This window comes from Alistipes sp. cv1, from assembly GCF_900240235.1.
Classification (GTDB): Bacteria; Bacteroidota; Bacteroidia; order Bacteroidales; family Rikenellaceae; genus Alistipes_A; species Alistipes_A hominis.
Map to the genome: position 1 here is coordinate 226,650 of NZ_OEPW01000005.1, position 17,973 is coordinate 244,622.

The window sequence follows — 17,973 nt, forward strand, 5'->3', positions numbered from 1 at the left end:
TTGATGTGGATTGGGGTGTGGGGATTATTGAATATATGGAAGATACAGACTTTGTAGTACCGGAACATCTTGATATGGATTATGCTTATTTCATATTGCATAGGAATGAGTTTATGCATATTTACAATTGGACGCAAATATCTAATGTTGCTGAAGTTTTAGACCGAACCATATTGTTTTATCCGGAACGATTGCAAAAAATTACGAATGTTTTGCTTCGTAACTTGGATGTATTGACTGATTTTGGATTGGCTAATGGCAAAATAGGGGACTCTTTAGTATCGATTGAATAAAGTAGTTAATAATCAATATTGGAAAAATGTTGCAGACGAATTATTCAATACTATTATAGATAGTATTCCCAAGAAATATATCCTAGGACTTACGTAAAGATTGAGCGAAAAATAAATTGGCGGATTTTAAATGGCTGGATTCAATGCACGAATAAAAGTATTTTAAAAGATATGGATAAAATTGCCATCCGTATTCGTAGATTACAAAGTTATAATTTTAACAAAGTTGTCAATTATTTACTTTGTGAAATTGAACAAATCAATAGGACTATTTAAATAAATTCTGGATATATCGCTAGGGTTGGATGTTTTTTGAATTATTCCATAAAATATAGTATATATAGACATATATCATGAATATTTATCAATTAAGGATAGACATTAAAAAGGCGAAAACTTTCTAAGGGATTTGATTGATAATATAATGATAAATTCGCATCTTAATTAGAGGTAAAAAGGACACCTCCAGCTGCCTTGGAAAAACTGTTTTTGGAGGTATCGCAAAAATAAATCTGCATGGCTAAGGTACAAAATTTCTCAGAAATATCACCCGATCTTCCGTTTACGGAGTTTGATTTTTATGATCTGTATAGACAGACATTCGGGAAGAGTGAACTTGGAAGGATCAGGCGGAAGCTCCCCTTGCATGAGATAGCGGAGAAGAATTTCGGTCTGACAAGGAAGAGCATGAGACCGAAGCGAGGACGCAGAGCATACTTCACGCCGGAGGGGAAGGTGGCGCTGATGTTCCTGAAGATGTACACCGGACTGAGCAGTCCGAAACTGATGGAGCAGCTGAACGGGAACATCCACTACCAGATGTTCTGCGATGTGAGGATAGACCCGATGCATCCTCTGACGAACTACAAGCTTCTGGAGGATGTGTTTTCGGAACTTGCCTGCGGGCTGAAGATCCAACAGCAGCAGGAGATACTGGCGAACGCCTGAAAGCCGTACATGAATGACCTTGACACGATGTATACTGATGCGACCTGCTACGAGAGCGAAACTACGGATCCGAAGCTTCTGAGTGAAGGGATAGAGAAGGCATATGTGATAATGTGCGCTCTGAGTGCAAAGCTGAATCTTCACCGTCCGAGGACGAAGTATTTGGACGTGGAGAAGGCAAACCTGTCGTACAGGAAGCAGCGCAGGCATACGCAGGTTCAGACCAGGAAGCTGACCAGACGCCTGCTTAACCTTCTGGGGAAGATACTGAAGGAGAGACGCAGGATGGAGAGGGAGAACGCAGGGATGGAGGAGTTGTTGACATCCAGACAGAAGAGTGACATTGAAATCATCACGAGGATGTACCGCCAGAAGAAAAACCACTTCGAGAACGACGACCCGCGTGAGAGTGTTAAAGACAGGATAGTGAGCATCAGCAAGCCCTATGTGAGACCTATCGTGAGAGGCAAGGAAGTGAAGAGCGTAGAGTTCGGCGCGAAGTGCAACAACATCCTGGTTGACGGGCTCTCCTTCATCGAGAAGCTGTCATTCAACGCCTTCAATGAGGGGACGAGTGCCGCGCTGCCTGAAGATGCACCGGGGGCTCTTCGGTGTGGATGCGAAGAAAGTCGGTGTAGATGCAGGCTATGCCGGCAACACCAACAGGGAATACTACAGGGAGAGAGGGATACAGAATTCGTTCATGAAGCGGGAGCCGTCCGTCCTTCGTGAAGAAAGAGAACGACATCATACGCAATGAGCTGGCGAGGGTGAGGGCAACGAGGATGGAAGGCTCGTTCGGAACACAGAAGGAACACTATGGCCTGAAACGCATCAAGGCGAAGACGAAGCTGACCGAGATTCTGTACATCATCTTCGGCATCCACACGGCGAACGTAGTCCAGCTTGTCCGGAAGAAAGTCGCAGAAATTGTCTATGCAGCCTGATATTCCACATGTGGAGCGGAACTTTTACAGGAGTATTGGCTCAAGTTGTGGCTGAAAATGAAAAATCGGCTCCAAAACGAAGCCGACGACATAAAAAATGGTGAGTTCAAACGGGAAAATACAGGGACAGTCTGCCCGGTGACTCATATTGACGGAATTAAACGACAGTCCCTAATTAATGCAATAATTAAAATACGAGAACACTGTACAAAATTTTGTGTAAATAGAAACAGTATCCAGTTGCAAGTTTCTTTCTTTTAAGAGAGAGTTGAGCTTTTCATTCTATCTTTTATATTTTTTTTGCAATCATATCAAAATATCATCTTTTTAGTTGTAAAAAAGAAAAAATATACTATTTTTGTTTTTGACATTTGTAAATATATTATATAAAGCAAAAGAAGCAACACTGCTATGCCTAAATATGCCGCTAAGCAAATTGTAAACACTGTAAAGTGTTATGAATATATTGTTTTTGCTAAACCGAAAATATTTGTTTTAATAAGAAGTATTTGGAAATTAGGCAAAAACGACTTCGAATTATAAGGCATTTGCTAATGCTTCTCTCTACCCCTATATTATAGCAAATGCCGATTACTTTCAGAATATTAATTCCTTGTTATAGAGAGATAAAGAAACTAATTATGCAAATGTTGTTACCTATTTTACTAATATAATTTTGAAACTGCGATTATGAAAAAGTTGAAATTAGAAAAATTGAAACTCAACGATCTGAGTGCAGGTGATCAAAAGAATGTCCTCGGGGGTAATGTTCAACCAGCCTCATGGGTAACTACTACTACTATTTCAATAGCTAGTTATCTAATTAATTCATGTATTGAATGTACCGACACACTTCAGAACGGTTGTTTCACTCAAGAACCAGGACATCAGGATTCTTGTGGACTATGCACTACGAATTATAGATGCTATTAGTTACCTAAATTAAGTTCTTAAAAGGGAGTATGTCGAAAGTTGCGTAGTCATTATTAAGTGTTACTATCATTTGACATACTCCCGTTATAATTGTTGGTCAAAAGTTGGTATAAAATGTCTTTTTAAAGTTTTTGAATAAAATAAACTAGGACTTTGAAAAGCCCCACAAGTTCTTAATGTCGTTAATATGGTTGTGTCTATTGTAAATTCATTCTCGTTACACTTGACTGATAATACTTTTTATAGCCAAAATCCGCAGGTCTGTCATGGGTCTTCGTTGTAGTGAATGAATGCTCCACACTCTCGGATCATGCGAATACGTCGCGTGTCGAGTTCAACCTTTCTCCGTTCACGAATGAGTGTGCTACTTTGCAATAGTCGGCGATTAATTTTCTGATTTTTTTATGAAAATTCTGCAGACCATATTTTATAAATTAGGTGACATTTTAGCCTCAATTTATAGGTTGACAGTTTCAAAATCTGACAGAATTAAAGCTTAGATTTTCCGAATATTTTAGTCTTAAACCTTAAATGTTTGATCAAGATGGAATGGAAACCACTAATAGAAGATGAAAATATATACAATGCAGTAAAAAATAAAATTTATGAAATATACGACACTGTTGTAAATTACTATGATGAGGAGAATTCAGGATTATTAGGTGGATATGGCGGATGCATACTCTTTCTTTATTATTTTTACAGATTCACAAAAAAAGAGGAACATTTATTAATGCTGCAAAAAAAATGTGAAGAGGTGTTAGAAGATTTCCTCCACAGTAAAACTGCTGCTTATTGTAATGGGTATTCAGGTATATGCTGGTTAATTAGATTTTTTACAAATGAGGGGATTATAGAATCATCCGATGTCGATGAAACCTTGACTGAGATTGATAAAATAAATCACCACTTGATGTTAATGCATGTAAAGCAAAATAACTTTGACTTTCTACATGGGGCTCTTGGTATCGGGTATTATTTTGTCACACAAAACAACAAATGCGGAGATGTTGGTATTCAAAATCTGCTATCTGAGTTAGAAAATAATATAATTCACAATCCGGATGGAAGTATAAAATGGCTGTCAAATGTATTTATAAAAAAATATGAAACGTCGTTGGTTTACAATTTCGGCGTAGCTCATGGGATGGCAAGTACTGCTGGATTCTTGACTGAATTAGTAAAAGTTAACAAAAACGAAATAATTGCAAGAAGACTTTTGTCTGATCTTATTTTATTCTACAATAACAACACAAATCCCACAACATTCAGATCTGTTTTTCCAACATGGATAACAGCCGAAGGGGATAGATATGCAGAAAGTCGTTTAGCCTGGTGTTATGGAGATTTAGGAATAAGTCCTATTTTGTACAAAGCTGGAATGGTTCTGAATGATAGTAAATTGAAAGAATTTGCTTTAAATATTTTAATTAAAAGTTGTAGTCGAAGAGATTATAAATTGGACCAAGTGATGGATGCCTGTTTCTGTCATGGTACTTCCGGGGTGGCTCATATTTACAATAGGATGTATCAAAAAACAAATATCTTGGCATTTAAGGATTCTGCTTTATATTGGTTAAAAGAAACATTAAAGATGGGAAATAACCCTAATGAATTTGCGGGATATATTTTCATCCATTCTGGACATTATACTTCAAATTTCAGTTTACTTTCAGGTGTTTCTGGTGTAGGATTATCTCTTTTAGCCACAATTGATTCGTCTGAACCAAAATGGGATGAATGTCTAATGTTATCATAATGATAAAATGAAAGAGGGTAATGAGATAAAATACGACTTCTATACAGAAGGAATATTAAGAACACCGTTCTTCCCTGAAAGTTTTTTAAAGTATATTGACGATATAGACTATTTAATGTCTATAGATTCCCTTCGTGAAGCCATTCTTATAGCATCTCCAAGTCTATATGATGACCTATATGTAAAGAACAAGAGGACAGAAAGGGTTATTTTGTCTTTTGTTAAATTTTTTATAAGAGCTTGTACTAGACCTACTCCATTTGGCTTATTTGCGGGTTGTGGAATAATATCATTAAATGAAAAAGGGACACCTTGGATTGAAATCGAACAAGAGAGTGAGTATAAAACATACTCAAGAATAGATATGGATTATTTATGCGACCTTATCCGGATAATGGAACAGAACTCTAGTATTAGAAATAAGATGAGATATCATGTAAACACTACTTTATATCATATACACAATCAATTAAGATACATTGAATATAATATTAATAATAGCAAGAGGAGCTATTCGTTTTCTGAAGCAAAACTATCGGATTATTTGGATATGATTATTCAAAAAGCTACTTTACATCCTTGCACGATAGAAGAGCTGGCAAGCGAAATTATTTCTGACGATATTTCTTTTATTGAAGCAAAAGAATTTGTAGATGAATTGATTGATAATCAGATATTAATAAGCGAACTTGAGCCATCTGCCACAGGACGCGATTTGTTAACTCAACTAAGAGATAAATTAAATGAATTAGGATTAAGAAATCAACTTATTGATAAAATTATTATATTGTTAAATCGGTTCGATAGTATGACTATAGGAACAAGATATGAAGTATATAAAGATATTAATGGTCTACTATCTGATTTATTTCCAATTCCTAAAAAAAACTATCTGCATGTAGATTGTTTCATTCCGTCAAAATCCTCAATCAACAATCAAATTTGTGAAGATGTCCGGAAAGGATTGTATGTATTAAGCCATTTAACTTCTGTAAACGAGAATAGCCATATCTCATCGTTCAAAGAGGCATTTTATAAACGGTATGAGAATCAGGAAGTACCGTTGGTTGTAGCGTTGGACCCTCAAGTCGGAGTGGGATTTGGTAATTGGCAAGAACTACGAGGCGATGTAAATCCATTAATTGATGATTTAGTTTTACAAACTACAATAATTAATCAAAATACTACACTGCACCTCGATGCTGTTTCCCGGTTTTTAATTAATAAGTATGAAGAGCATATTAAGAATAATACAAATTCAATAACCATTACAAACGATGACTTGAAGCTTTTGCACAATAAAAAGGTTTTGGATAAATTACCAGCTCAATTATATACGATGATTAAGGTCATTGATATGAACGGGGATGATTCTAAACAGACCATATTAGTAAATAGTTTTGCCGGTCCTTCAGCAATAAATCTATTGGCTAGATTTGGATATCTTGACAAAAAAATTAATAATTTTATTAAAGAAGTTTCTAACGATGAAGCAAAGTTTTACGAAGGTAAAATTTTAGCTGAAATATCACATTTACCGGAAGACAGATTAGGTAATATTCAAATGCATCCACATTATCGAGAGTTTGAAATATCCTATTTATCTAATCCTTATACTTTAGATTCCAATATTAAAAGTCTTCCGGTAAATGACATAATGATTTCCGTTCCAAATGGACAAAAGATAGTACTCCGTTCTAAAAAATATGATAAAGAAATAGTCCCAAGGTTATCTACTGCTCATAATTTTTCAAATGGGTTGCCAATCTATTATTTCCTTTGCGCTATTCAACATCATAACAGCCATGGCCTTCATTTTGATTGGGGGCAATATTTTGATACCAAGCCTTTTTTGCCACGAGTTACGTTTGAAAACATTATTTTATCACCTGCCAAATGGAGAATATATCAGGTTGATCTACCGAAAAAAAACAATAGTTCGTTTGATGTTTATTATGCAAATCTTATTGAATGGAAGAATAGTAAAGGAATTCCTAATTTAGTTGAAATTGTAGAATATGACAACAAATTATTGATAGATTTTTCGAAAAAAAATATGGTAAAAATATTTATCAATCACCTCGAGAAAAAAAAGTTTTGTATTTTAGAAGAATTTTTATTTATCGACACAAAACATCCATTTGTTAAAAGAGGGGATAATCGTTTTACACATGAGTTAATTTTATGTCTTCACAAAACTTGAAAAACATGAATCAAAGAACATATATTTGTGGGAGTGAATGGTTATATTTTAAAATATACTCAGGCCCCAAAACCATAGAGTATATATTAATTTATGAAATATATCCACTGCTATTAACTTTACTTCAAAAGCACAAAATCGATAAATTCTTTTTTATTAGATATACAGATACTAACTATCATATTAGACTGCGATTGCATTTCGAAAATACAGATTATATCGGAGGCGTTCTTGTGGATTTTAATAAAATATTAAATGATTACGTTGCTAGCCATCTAATTTCAAGCGTGATAATCGACACTTATAACAGAGAAATAGAAAGATACAGGGACAGATATATGGTCGATACCGAATGGTATTTCTTTTATGATAGTAAGTTGATTCTTGATTATATAAATACTTATCCTGAAAAGGAGAATGAAAAGTGGTTGATTACTATAAAATATATAGATTTACTTTTAAATAAATGTGGGCTATCATTAAAAGATAAAATGGATTTATGCAACCAGATCTATGAAGTCATGTCTATTGAGTGTGGCACAAATAATAAAGCAACCAATGAGCAATTAAAACTTAAATATCGGAACCATTCAAAGATAATTGAAGAACTCATAAATGATGATGGGGAGACACACGAATGGATAAAAGAATTGAATATTTTTTTTAACAAAACTGATTTTTTCTTGCAAAAAATAAAGAATGATAATCAATCGGAAAGAATGGACATTTTAAAAAGTATAATCCATATGCATATCAATAGATTATTCAGGACAAAACAACGAATAAATGAGTGTGTAATTTATTATTTATTATTCAAATTTTATAATTCGACGTTTTGTATTTTAAAAAACAATATCCACATTTAATAGACTCACAAAATATGTATTCATGAAAAAATAACTAAAAAATGTCTTATGCTAAATATCGCCGGCATTTATTTTCATGCTTCCACCTGCAATGCCTACGTTTAAAGCATTTTTCTCTCATCAAGAATACACTGTTGATGTCAATACAGAAATTTCAATTTCAGACAACTAAATTTGAAGTTTATATGACATGCTCATAACATAAAGAACATCGATTTTATTGTTGTTTTCTAATTACCTTGCAATAACGAAGCAAAACAAACAAGCCTATATTCTTTGTGAATCTATCCTGTAGTCTTTACAATCAAAACTTACTAAATATGAAAACAGTTGCTATATGTAATTTGAATTTCAAAGAACTCGAACCTAAAAACCAATATTTCAATTTTTCCTTGTGTGGTAAAGATATTACCATTGGTTTATTGAATGACATTGAATTAAATAGTAAAAATGATTTGCCTGAAGATTCTGTATTGATTAAAATCAAAGCATTTTCGTGTAATTATAGAGATAAGGCATTCATGCTCCTTTATAATAAGATGTGTGAAAAGGCGAATGAAAATCATAAATGCATTTATATGCCATTTGGTTCTGAATTTGTTGCAGAAGTAATAGCAATTGGAAAAAATGTAAAAAACATTGAAGTCGGAGACAGGGTAATACCAGATAGTTGTTATCCGCATAAAGGAAATGGAGTAATTGGAGGAATTCCTACCAGTGCCGCATCACAACGAATACAATGTTTTAATGAAAATCAGGTAATCAAAATTCCTGACTCTATGCCAGATGAAGTCGCTGCTTCATTTACGATAGCTTCTCAAACTACCCATAGTATTATAAGGAGATTAAACCTAACTAAAGGATCAACTGTTTTAGTTACGGCAGCAACCTCTAATACTTCATTATCGGCCATAAGATCATTAGTCAGCAATGGGATAAAGACTTATGCAATATCTTCAAATCAACTTTTCGAAAAGGAATTATTAGACTTAGGAATTCATAAACTTATACAATATTCAACCTTAGAAAGAGGGGAGGTGAGAGACATTGAGTTTGATGCAATTATTGATCCTTTTTTTGATATTTACATCACACAATTAATAGACTTTTTAAAATACGGTGGTAAATATATTTTTTGTGGATTTTATTATCAGGATATATTATATAAGCCATTTAAACAGTCTAACAATGATTATTTTAGGGTACTAGCTAAATGTATCGTGAAAAATATTTCGTTAATAGGCAATTGCCTTGGTTGTGAAAATGATTTGCGAGATGCTTTAAATAATTTTGAGAAAGGTAAATATGATATTGTAATTGATTCGATATATACCGGAGATGAAATTGTTCCTTTTTTACAAAAGTCTTTTCATAGCATACCGCGTTTTGGGAAAATAGTGTATATGTATGATGATTAAATAATCCACTGTACATATAAGCTATAGAGATTTTTAAGTTATTGATATCTGCTGTTTGTTAATGAGTTATATTGTCGTTGGTGTCGTAAATTTAGCCATAATTCTTGTTCTTAACCCCTCAAAAATTTTCGCATAGTTTCGGCGGATCATGAACCAAACCCTTCGAGAGATAGAGGTTATGAATTAGGTCGTTCAAAGAATAAACCGCATGTCTTGTATTTTTGACTTGTATTTTTATAACCGTAATAGCAAATCTGTTGTGAGGCGTAATGGCCTTTATCGGGAGTGAATAATGATTCTTTTTGCAGATTGACGAGCGAAAGCCCCGGTTCAACTTGTAAATTTCAGTGGGATACTATTTACAATAAAGTATTCCAATTCAGAGACACCATCTGAACCAAACGTTTGCGTAGCTGCTCTGTACAGGCAAACAACCCTCTTCAGTGGCAATTGTAACGCCGCGCTCAGTTTTTCCTTACATACCGTCGAGCATCACACAAAATAGCTGACATTCTGAATCAACACTCAAAAACTCTGTTGTTCAAGACAGGGCGAGAAACTACAGCTCTCTCAATTTCGGGGAGCTATGTTGGTTCTGAAAGTCGATTCTTACCTCGACCATCGACAGGGCTCTCAATTTTTTTGTAACTTACACTAAAATCACCATAATGTTTATGCAGTTAGTAGTCAGCTTAATACATAGATAATATCCAACATCAATAACTTTTATGGTCTTGTAATAAACCTCACCATACAAGCTACGAGGTGGCAAAAGGAAATAATTTTTTATTGACCGAAGAATAGTTCAGAGGAATTAGACCTTATCTTTCTTAATACACAACAGGAATTAAATAGAAATAATTTTTTATCTTTACCATTAAAATAAAATTATAACTAATCAATAATTTTGATATCATGGACATTATGAAGCGAATAATTATTATAGTAGCATCTGTTTGCTTATCTATCATGAGTTGTCGTCAGAGGCAAAATCAACCTAAGTCAACCCATGATAAATTTAATTTGGATTTTGAGCAGGTGGAAAATGGAATGCCAGTTGGATGGGATACAAAAGGAGGCTATGACTATATATTTTCATCAGATTCAAACATTGTAAAAAGCGGAAAATATTCCGCTTCTATCGAGATGTATGAAGGAACACCTCAATTTGGAGTGCTGGGGTTGATAATACATAACAATTATGAAGGGAAACGGGTTACTCTTTCTGGATATGTAAAATCCGAAAATGTGGATGACTATGCTAGCCTGTTGATGAGGATCGATCCGGAAATAGGTGTTAAAGAGGTTAAAATAAAGGGAACTACTGATTGGAAAAAATATGAGGTCTCGCTAAAAATGAATCCTCGGAAAACAAAAGCTTTCGCTGTGGGTGCCATTTTAGTGGGAAAAGGCAAAGTATGGTTCGATGACGTTAGAATTTGTATAGACGGCAAAGATATTAATGAGTTGGAATCTGTCGAAATTGAACGAATATCATTATTGTCGATTTAATTGTGAAAGGAATTATTATCACAATCGGAATGATTTTTATACTAAGTTGTCATCATGGGCGAATCGAAGAACAATCAGGAACGGCCCATGGTGATTATTTGGAGTTTGCGAATAGCTCGAATATAGTAATTGAGCAACTCGATAGTATGCAAATCGAGAATTTGACCAATTTGGGATTGATATGGGGGTTTTTGAAATACTACCATCCCAATATCGCAAAAGGAAATTATAACTGGGACTATGAACTGTTCAAGATCTTTCCTGAAATTTTGAAATCAGAAAACAATATTCATCGCGATTCAATTTTTATAGAATGGATAAACGGTCTTGGCAAATTTGCTGAAAATAAAAAAGAAATATCTATAAAGAAAGAGATTAAATTGGCGCCCGATTTGGGATGGATAGAAAGTTCGGGGTTTTCTAACGAACTCACCTCTCTACTCATAAAAGTCAAAAACTCAAAAAGGTATAAAAAGCACCATTATGTCGGATATTATTTTACTGGTAATCCTAAATTTAAAAATGAAGAACCATATCCGAATATGCTCTATCCTGATGCCGGTTTTCGATTATTGGCATTATATAGATATTGGAACATTATTCAATATTTCTTCCCTTACAAAAATCTAATCGAGTGCGACTGGAAAGAGGTGTTGAAAGAGTTCGTTCCTAAAATCGTGAATACGAACAATGGAACGGAATATGCACTTGCGATTTTGGAACTAATTGAACGGATTCACGATTCGCATGCAATTACCTTGAACCACAATTATTCATTAGCTAATCATTTTGGGAAATTCAGTGCTTCGGTTGAGCTGACATTTATTGAAAACCAACCTGTCGTTACGGGTTTTTATAACGAAAACTTAGGCCGGGACACTGGAATGGAAATAGGCGATGTATTAACAAAAATCAATCATGTTTCGGTTGCCGAAATTATAGATGGTCTCCTAAAATATACACCTGCCTCGAACTATCCCGGAAAATTGAGAAATCTTGCGAAAAACATGTTGAGAACGAACGACTCGATTATCCATGTCGAATTTATTCGGGACAATAAACCTCAAAATAAAGTCTTAAGGGTATTTTCGGATGACAAACACGATTTATATCATGTATATTCCAAAGAAAAAGATACTTGTTTGGAATTTATTGATGACGGAATAGCATACCTTGATTACAGTGTGCTGGAGAACAAACATATACCTAAGATTTGGAAAAAGATAAAGAATACAAAGGGATTAATTCTCGATATTAGGAATGGAACATCGGGTGATTTTCCTGTTTTACTTTTTTGCCAATATTTATTACCAACAAAAACTCCTTTCTTTTTAAAGTCAACGACAAAGCATTATTCTATACCCGGATTGTTTACCATTGAGAAAGGTTATAATGTAGGTAGAAAAAATAAAAATTACTATAAGGGGAAAATTATTATTTTAGTAAATGAAAATACTCAAAGTACGGGAGAATTCCAGACAATGGCATACAGAGTTCACCCGAATGCGGTGGTAGTCGGTTCTGCAACGGCAGGAGCAGATGGGAATGTGTCAAAATTTTATCTTCCGGGAGGGATAGAAACATGGATTAGCGGAATTGGCGTTTATTACCCTGATGGAAGTGAAACCCAACGCATCGGTATTGTACCTGATGTTGAAGTAAAGCCTACTGTACAGGGTATTAGGGAAAGGCGGGACGAAGTATTGGAAAAAGCAATTGAGCTTGTTAACAGATAGAATAATATGTTTAAATTACAATTACAGGATAAGTTATAAGTAAACGATGGAGGAAAAAAGATGGAAGACAATAAATTTATTACCGTTTTGACGTTTACCTATGCTCATGAAGTCGCGATAATTCGAGGCCGGTTGGAAGCAGAGGGTATCACATGTTTTACTAAAGATGAATTGACAGCTCAAGTTAGCCCCTATTCTACTGCAATCGGTGGAGTAAAACTCCAGGTTTTGTCAAAAGATTTGAATCGAGCTATTGAAATTTTGGAAGAAGAAGGTTATATTATATAACAGAAACTGTTTCGTTCATTCGCTTTTGTGTTTCATGTCGAGCGAAGATAGCACCCTCAGTCAGATACTGGCAATTCCTTCGAGCAGCATATAAAACAGTTTCCTAGGCAGCGTCACTTCCAAAGTAAAACCGTGTATCCGGCAGGTCCGACCTCATAGACCGCCAAATCGAGCGTAACACCCGACCAATATTGGGCCGTCGGAGCAAAACATCCGTCTCCTGTTACATCATACATATACTTAAATATCATAGCGAATCCCGTACCGCCGTGGCAAAGTCCGGCATCGTTGATGCTGTCCTCTTTCGAATCGTGCCAATGAGTTGTGAATAATATGACTTTGCATTCGCTCTTGTCGGCCGAACGTTTTCCGACCTGCCTCAGGGCACGGCTACTTCCAAGTTGCTCCCCCAAAACGGCTTTTATAGGCTTTGCCCTCATTTCCCGTCGATTGAAAAGGGAAGAGGCATCCATGAACCGATCGGTCCTATTCCTAAGAAAGTATATATCCGACCGTACAGCAACTAGTTCACTGATCTCGTATCGGGAAAATCCCCGATTCGCATGTTTGCTCAGCTATAATACGATTTTCCCGATGAAATTGGGATCGGTTCTGTATTGCAAAGCGATACCAAAAGTCGTGTATGAAATCGTAATTCTCAGGATTATAGTTGAGGAACATTTTCATCTACCGCAACATAACCGGCTCATACTAGGCTTCTATCTCGGAAATATCCAAATCTATCAGAGAGAGTTCGCCCATCAGCCGGAACGAACCCTTCGCTCTGGCCAACTCGGAACAAAAGGTGTATAAATAAGCTATATTGTTGCAAAGATCATTGCAGCATTCCTTCAGATAACGATCAAGCAACTTATGGTTGGATTCGTTGGAGAACCGTTCGGCATAGTGGGTCAGAAAGTAGGATACCGAAATTTCCGGTATTACAGTTCGATTCCTCTTTTACATCCAACATTTGCATACTGTCTGCCAATATGCGGGCGATTCGTGTACTTTAGCTTCTTTGGGATTCATAATATTTGATTATAAAGTTCGGTATAATGATCTCATTCGTTCGTTAAAATGACGGATCTCGTAATAGGACAAATATTTTTCCCGCGCTTTATTTCCCATATCCGTTCTCAGTCGGGGCGATTCGGACAGTCGAACCAGAGCCGATGCCAATTTTTTGGCAGATTGTAGCAGATTCTTTTTTCCCCTTTTCAAAACCACATGCAACCCATTGACTTCGTGATCGACAATCTCGGCTAGTCCCGTCGTCGCATTGACAATGACGGGAAGGGCGTGCATCATCATTTCCACGGCTACGTATCCGAACTCCTCGTGCAGGGACGGAACGACGCCCATATCCGCGATGGAATAAAAATCATACAATGTTTTCTGATCGATATAACCGGTGAACGTCACCTTGCTCCAATCCTTAAAAGCATGAGAAAACAGCATCTGATAATCTCCTTCTCCGGCAATGATCAGACGGGAATTCGGATACCGTTCCAACAACATCCGGAAAGCCCGGACCAAAATAGCGATACCTTTTACTTCGTCCAATCGGCCGGCGAAAACAACGACGTTTTCGTCCGGAGCTATTCTGTACCGAGAACGTAGTTCGTTCCGTTTTCGACCGGATTTGTATTTATCCGGCAGCGCATTGTTGATAAGTGTCACCTTTTCAGGGTTCGTCCCATATATTCCGATAATATCGTCGTATGAATGTCGGGCGATGGCAATAACCCGGTCAGCATGTTCGTTCAGTACCTTTTTGTCCCGAAAAAAACTAGTTAAAACATAACTGTCCCTGAAAGTCTGCTGATCATCGCGTTTGTTCAGAATTTGTCGTAATTTTTTCCGGTCGCCCAAAAGTTCGAAACTCCACTCGGTATAATGGACTGTCAATATGAACGTTCCCCGATACTGCTTTTTCATCCGGCCGATCAGGGTTTCCTGACGCATAATATTGAAATGAAATATATTGTTCTCGTCGTCGACAATATACTCTCTGAGTAGGTAGGCGACACTCTCTTCTGTCTTAACGAGATAATTGGGCAAGTGACTGGGAGTTAAAGGAATGTTCAAATGATATACTCCGTCTTTTTCCCGAACCTCGAACTCTTTGATTTCGTCTGAGATCAATACATAATGTACTTTCAGTCTTGCATACCGCGCACTTCGGATCAGTTGCCGGATGTAGGTCCCTATACCGTAATGGATACTACGGGAAGTCATATTGAAAATATAAATATTCCTCATGGCAGAATCAATTTGAATGCGACACCCGTCAACCCTTGGTAAATACCTATTGGGTAAGAAGTTATGCTTTTGAAATCAACAGGGAGAGTCCCGTAAAATTCATCGGTTATCGCCAAAGGAATAGAACCTACGTCCGTACCGGAAATACCCGCATCGAACAGAAGGATCATTTCTTTAAATGCGGCCGTAAGTTCCGGATCAGAAGGAGAAATGCCGGCCAAGCGTTTTTGCAAACGTTCGAGGTATCCGGAAGGGAAAGGCCGGTAATCGTTCGTACGGACATGGGACAAACGGGCGGCAACATACATCAGAATTCCCTGCACTCCCGTATGCAAGGACAAGTCTCTTACATAAAGAGGATCCCGTTCAATGATTTTTTTATCAATGTCTTCGAGTACTTCATCGGCATCCCCATCCATAAGCGAATGACAAAGCAGGTATTCGATTCCCCAACCGATACCGCAAAGCCCATTGACAAAATCGATCGGCACATTTTCATGCACCATATCAAACACTTCATCTAACAGTTCTTCGGCATACGCACGAAAATAAGACTTACCTGTATATCGGGCATACTGCCCGAAAAATACGACACCGCCCATTTTCCCATTCAGGAGACCCGCATTGAGTACGAAATGGTAATTCAAGATCAGATGCGGAATCAGACGATTTAGCAATGAAAAGTTTTGTTCCATAATAGCGCATCACCGTCCATAACTCACTTTATGATTCTCTCAAATCATGAGCTCAGATTACCCTCCCCCTACGCTATTATTTAGGATGTTTTTAACAGTTGATCCTAAAATCTATTCTTCCTACTTTACTAATACTCTACATCGAATGATCATAAAGGTCAATAAAGAACGATTATTCTTAAATATATTAAATTGTCATTTTTCGAAACACATTGTTATATATCTGCTATTTCTTCATTATTCTTTTAAAGACATGCAGACAAGAACAATATATGACCGTTATTCACGATTTGTGTTCTAAATTAAACACAATAAATGGAATAAACAATTTTTTTGTGAATTTTCTATATTTTTCAAAAAAAGCGTTTGTATTTGTTTGTGTATCTCTCATTATGTTCTACATGTTCAGTCCGAGCATAATGAATCAGTTTACAAAATGATGATCGCTTGTAATGATAGTACGTATTGTAGACCTATAATTCAGATGGTAAGCATTGTTGATATTTTATCGCTGACATCGTAGGGAGTCGGGATATTGCCCAGTGATGCCTTGATCGTAGAAACCCTCGTGTCGCCCCCCCCCTTAAATCGTCGCGTTGATCGTATAATGACGATTCCTATGAATGTTAAAATCGGACATATTGTTCTTTCCCGGATAAATACGACGGTCATATTGAGTTAAGTCTGCTCATGGTAACCATCACCAAAACGCAGACCACATAGCAGTTTTGTCACCTCAAGGCGTTGATTGCCGGAGGTCATGCATCGCTACAACATTTCATCTCAGATCTCTGTCGCCCGGTCGATGACGGCTTTAGTTAAGAACGACATACTGGATAATCGGACCGGTAAGATGTTATTTTGAGATCCGATTTACGCTTAATTGACTGGAAACGCAATATTTTGCCAAATAAGATTAATCCAAAATGCAGACTGAGGCAATACATAGGAATTAAAATAACCTAAGGGCTGTCTATCTGTGTTTTTCGGTTGAGTCCCTACCGTTCAGCACATAGGTATCGAACCAACCGGGATAAGTGTCTGCATGAAAACGAATATGTCGAGTAGTTCCGTCATACTCCGCGAAGAACGTTTTGACATAATTGTCAGTAATGCTATTGTCGAAAAAATAGGCGCGGTCGACAAGTTTTACAGCTCGATACAAGTTATCGAGAGAACCATAATATCGTTTCCGAATTTTAGCTTCAGGTACGTCATGGCCTCCTGTTTCGACGCGGAAACGCACACGACCTATGTTTATTTCTACGTCTTTGGTCGATACGAAATAGAGATAGATCCGATACCCCATGCTTTGGGCCAGACGAATGTATTCGAGTTTGCTCTCGTCGGACATGACCGTTTCCACGGTAAAGGCTTCCACGATGTTCAACATCTTCAACCGAAGAAATTCGGCAATAAAAGCAGCAAAATAGGAATCGATCAGTACAGGAACGGGGTGACCAGCATATTGGCGGTACTGACTTTCACTGTATCGTAAATTTGCTGCCCGTTAGCCGTTTTGTAAAACAGACCGCTGGCTGCAAAACTATTTTTCAACTCTTCCTCCGAGACCAATACGTTGAAATCATTGAAAGAGAGTTTGCCTTTCGTACGGAGTTCTCGCTCGATCAGATCGGCATTGACATAATGGGGGCACGGCACTTTTTTACTGACTACCTGAAAGATGGTCGATTTGCCTGACCCATTGGGTCCTGCGAATATCCGCAACCTTTTTGTGCCCATTACTGAAATGGTACGGTGCGCTCAGTAACAAGCACATCCTTGTTTTCGACCGTACCGATAGTGGTACGTGTATTGTCGGGGTTCACGACTATAATGGCGTCGCCTTCGGTCGTCGTAAAACTTAGTTTACGGTGTTTGGCAATACGCACGACAGGATTGGGAACGCTCAATATTTTCAGGAGGGTTTGGGTATCGACATCGGGATCGACCTTACGGCTCACCTCCTTATCCTGTTCACGATAAAACGCACGCAATATTTTTATAGTTGATTTTGCCATAACTATCACAATAGGTAATAAATTTTACATGGTTCTCGCAATAGAAAGAGACAAATTTCTTGTCCTATTTTCTGTACAGGCTTGTACAG

Annotated in this window: 17 protein-coding genes; 11 read left to right on the top strand and 6 right to left on the bottom strand. The window is 36.8% G+C overall.

All coding sequences use genetic code 11. The features are described from left to right. Window positions 1-5 precede the first annotated feature (5 nt). From C1A08_RS09615 to C1A08_RS09660, 11 genes are all read left to right on the top strand, one after another. Window positions 6-293, top strand: a complete 288-nt coding sequence (locus C1A08_RS09615) for a hypothetical protein (protein WP_101573036.1) — start codon at window positions 6-8, stop codon at window positions 291-293. 687 nt (window positions 294-980) lie between these two features. Beyond that, entirely contained in the window at window positions 981-1,241 is a 261-nt protein-coding gene (locus tag C1A08_RS13425) for a transposase (protein ID WP_257937097.1), read from the top strand. Window positions 1,242-1,250: 9 nt separating this feature from the next. Next, window positions 1,251-1,973, top strand: a complete 723-nt coding sequence (locus C1A08_RS13430; protein WP_257937098.1) for a hypothetical protein — start codon at window positions 1,251-1,253, stop codon at window positions 1,971-1,973. Between the two features lie 38 nt (window positions 1,974-2,011). Beyond that, on the top strand, window positions 2,012-2,188 hold the full coding sequence (locus C1A08_RS13435) for a hypothetical protein (RefSeq protein WP_257937099.1): 177 nt from the start codon (window positions 2,012-2,014) through the stop codon (window positions 2,186-2,188). Between the two features lie 1,477 nt (window positions 2,189-3,665). Continuing rightward, on the top strand, window positions 3,666-4,880 hold the full coding sequence (locus C1A08_RS09625) for a lanthionine synthetase C family protein (RefSeq protein WP_101573038.1): 1,215 nt from the start codon (window positions 3,666-3,668) through the stop codon (window positions 4,878-4,880). Between the two features lie 7 nt (window positions 4,881-4,887). Then, complete coding sequence (locus tag C1A08_RS09630) at window positions 4,888-7,083, top strand: lantibiotic dehydratase family protein (protein ID WP_101573040.1); 2,196 nt, start codon at window positions 4,888-4,890, stop codon at window positions 7,081-7,083. Window positions 7,084-7,088: 5 nt separating this feature from the next. Beyond that, entirely contained in the window at window positions 7,089-7,949 is an 861-nt protein-coding gene (locus C1A08_RS09635; RefSeq protein ID WP_180951564.1) for a thiopeptide-type bacteriocin biosynthesis protein, read from the top strand. Between the two features lie 320 nt (window positions 7,950-8,269). Then, a complete protein-coding gene (locus C1A08_RS09640; protein ID WP_101573044.1) occupies window positions 8,270-9,367 on the top strand; it encodes a quinone oxidoreductase family protein in 1,098 nt (365 codons plus the stop codon). A 915-nt stretch (window positions 9,368-10,282) separates the two neighbouring features. After that, on the top strand, window positions 10,283-10,879 hold the full coding sequence (locus tag C1A08_RS09650; RefSeq protein ID WP_145996561.1) for a hypothetical protein: 597 nt from the start codon (window positions 10,283-10,285) through the stop codon (window positions 10,877-10,879). 2 nt (window positions 10,880-10,881) lie between these two features. Then, the gene (locus tag C1A08_RS09655) at window positions 10,882-12,615 is read left to right on the top strand and encodes a S41 family peptidase (RefSeq protein ID WP_101573048.1); all 1,734 of its coding nucleotides are present in this window, start codon (window positions 10,882-10,884) and stop codon (window positions 12,613-12,615) included. Between the two features lie 60 nt (window positions 12,616-12,675). After that, window positions 12,676-12,903 carry a putative signal transducing protein gene (locus tag C1A08_RS09660; RefSeq protein ID WP_101573051.1) on the top strand — a complete coding sequence of 76 codons (228 nt, stop codon included), beginning with the start codon at window positions 12,676-12,678 and terminating at the stop codon, window positions 12,901-12,903. Between the two features lie 1,041 nt (window positions 12,904-13,944). Here the strand turns inward: C1A08_RS09660 and C1A08_RS09675 are convergent. From C1A08_RS09675 to C1A08_RS09700, 6 genes are all read right to left on the bottom strand, one after another. Beyond that, window positions 13,945-15,168, bottom strand: coding sequence for a TIGR04157 family glycosyltransferase (locus C1A08_RS09675; protein WP_101573057.1), 1,224 nt, complete (start codon window positions 15,166-15,168; stop codon window positions 13,945-13,947). Then, entirely contained in the window at window positions 15,165-15,863 is a 699-nt protein-coding gene (locus tag C1A08_RS09680; RefSeq protein WP_101573059.1) for a hypothetical protein, read from the bottom strand. The genes C1A08_RS09675 and C1A08_RS09680 overlap by 4 nt, the downstream gene beginning before the upstream one ends. 583 nt (window positions 15,864-16,446) lie before the next feature. Next, window positions 16,447-16,503: a hypothetical protein gene (locus C1A08_RS13585; protein WP_441296449.1), complete on the bottom strand. Its 57-nt coding sequence runs from the start codon at window positions 16,501-16,503 to the stop codon at window positions 16,447-16,449. Window positions 16,504-16,836: 333 nt separating this feature from the next. Then, on the bottom strand, window positions 16,837-17,256 hold the full coding sequence (locus C1A08_RS09690) for a hypothetical protein (RefSeq protein WP_101573061.1): 420 nt from the start codon (window positions 17,254-17,256) through the stop codon (window positions 16,837-16,839). 47 nt (window positions 17,257-17,303) lie between these two features. After that, window positions 17,304-17,606: a hypothetical protein gene (locus C1A08_RS09695; protein WP_101573063.1), complete on the bottom strand. Its 303-nt coding sequence runs from the start codon at window positions 17,604-17,606 to the stop codon at window positions 17,304-17,306. Next, window positions 17,606-17,884: a hypothetical protein gene (locus tag C1A08_RS09700; RefSeq protein ID WP_101573065.1), complete on the bottom strand. Its 279-nt coding sequence runs from the start codon at window positions 17,882-17,884 to the stop codon at window positions 17,606-17,608. The genes C1A08_RS09695 and C1A08_RS09700 overlap by 1 nt, the downstream gene beginning before the upstream one ends. Between the last annotated feature and the right edge of the window lie 89 nt (window positions 17,885-17,973).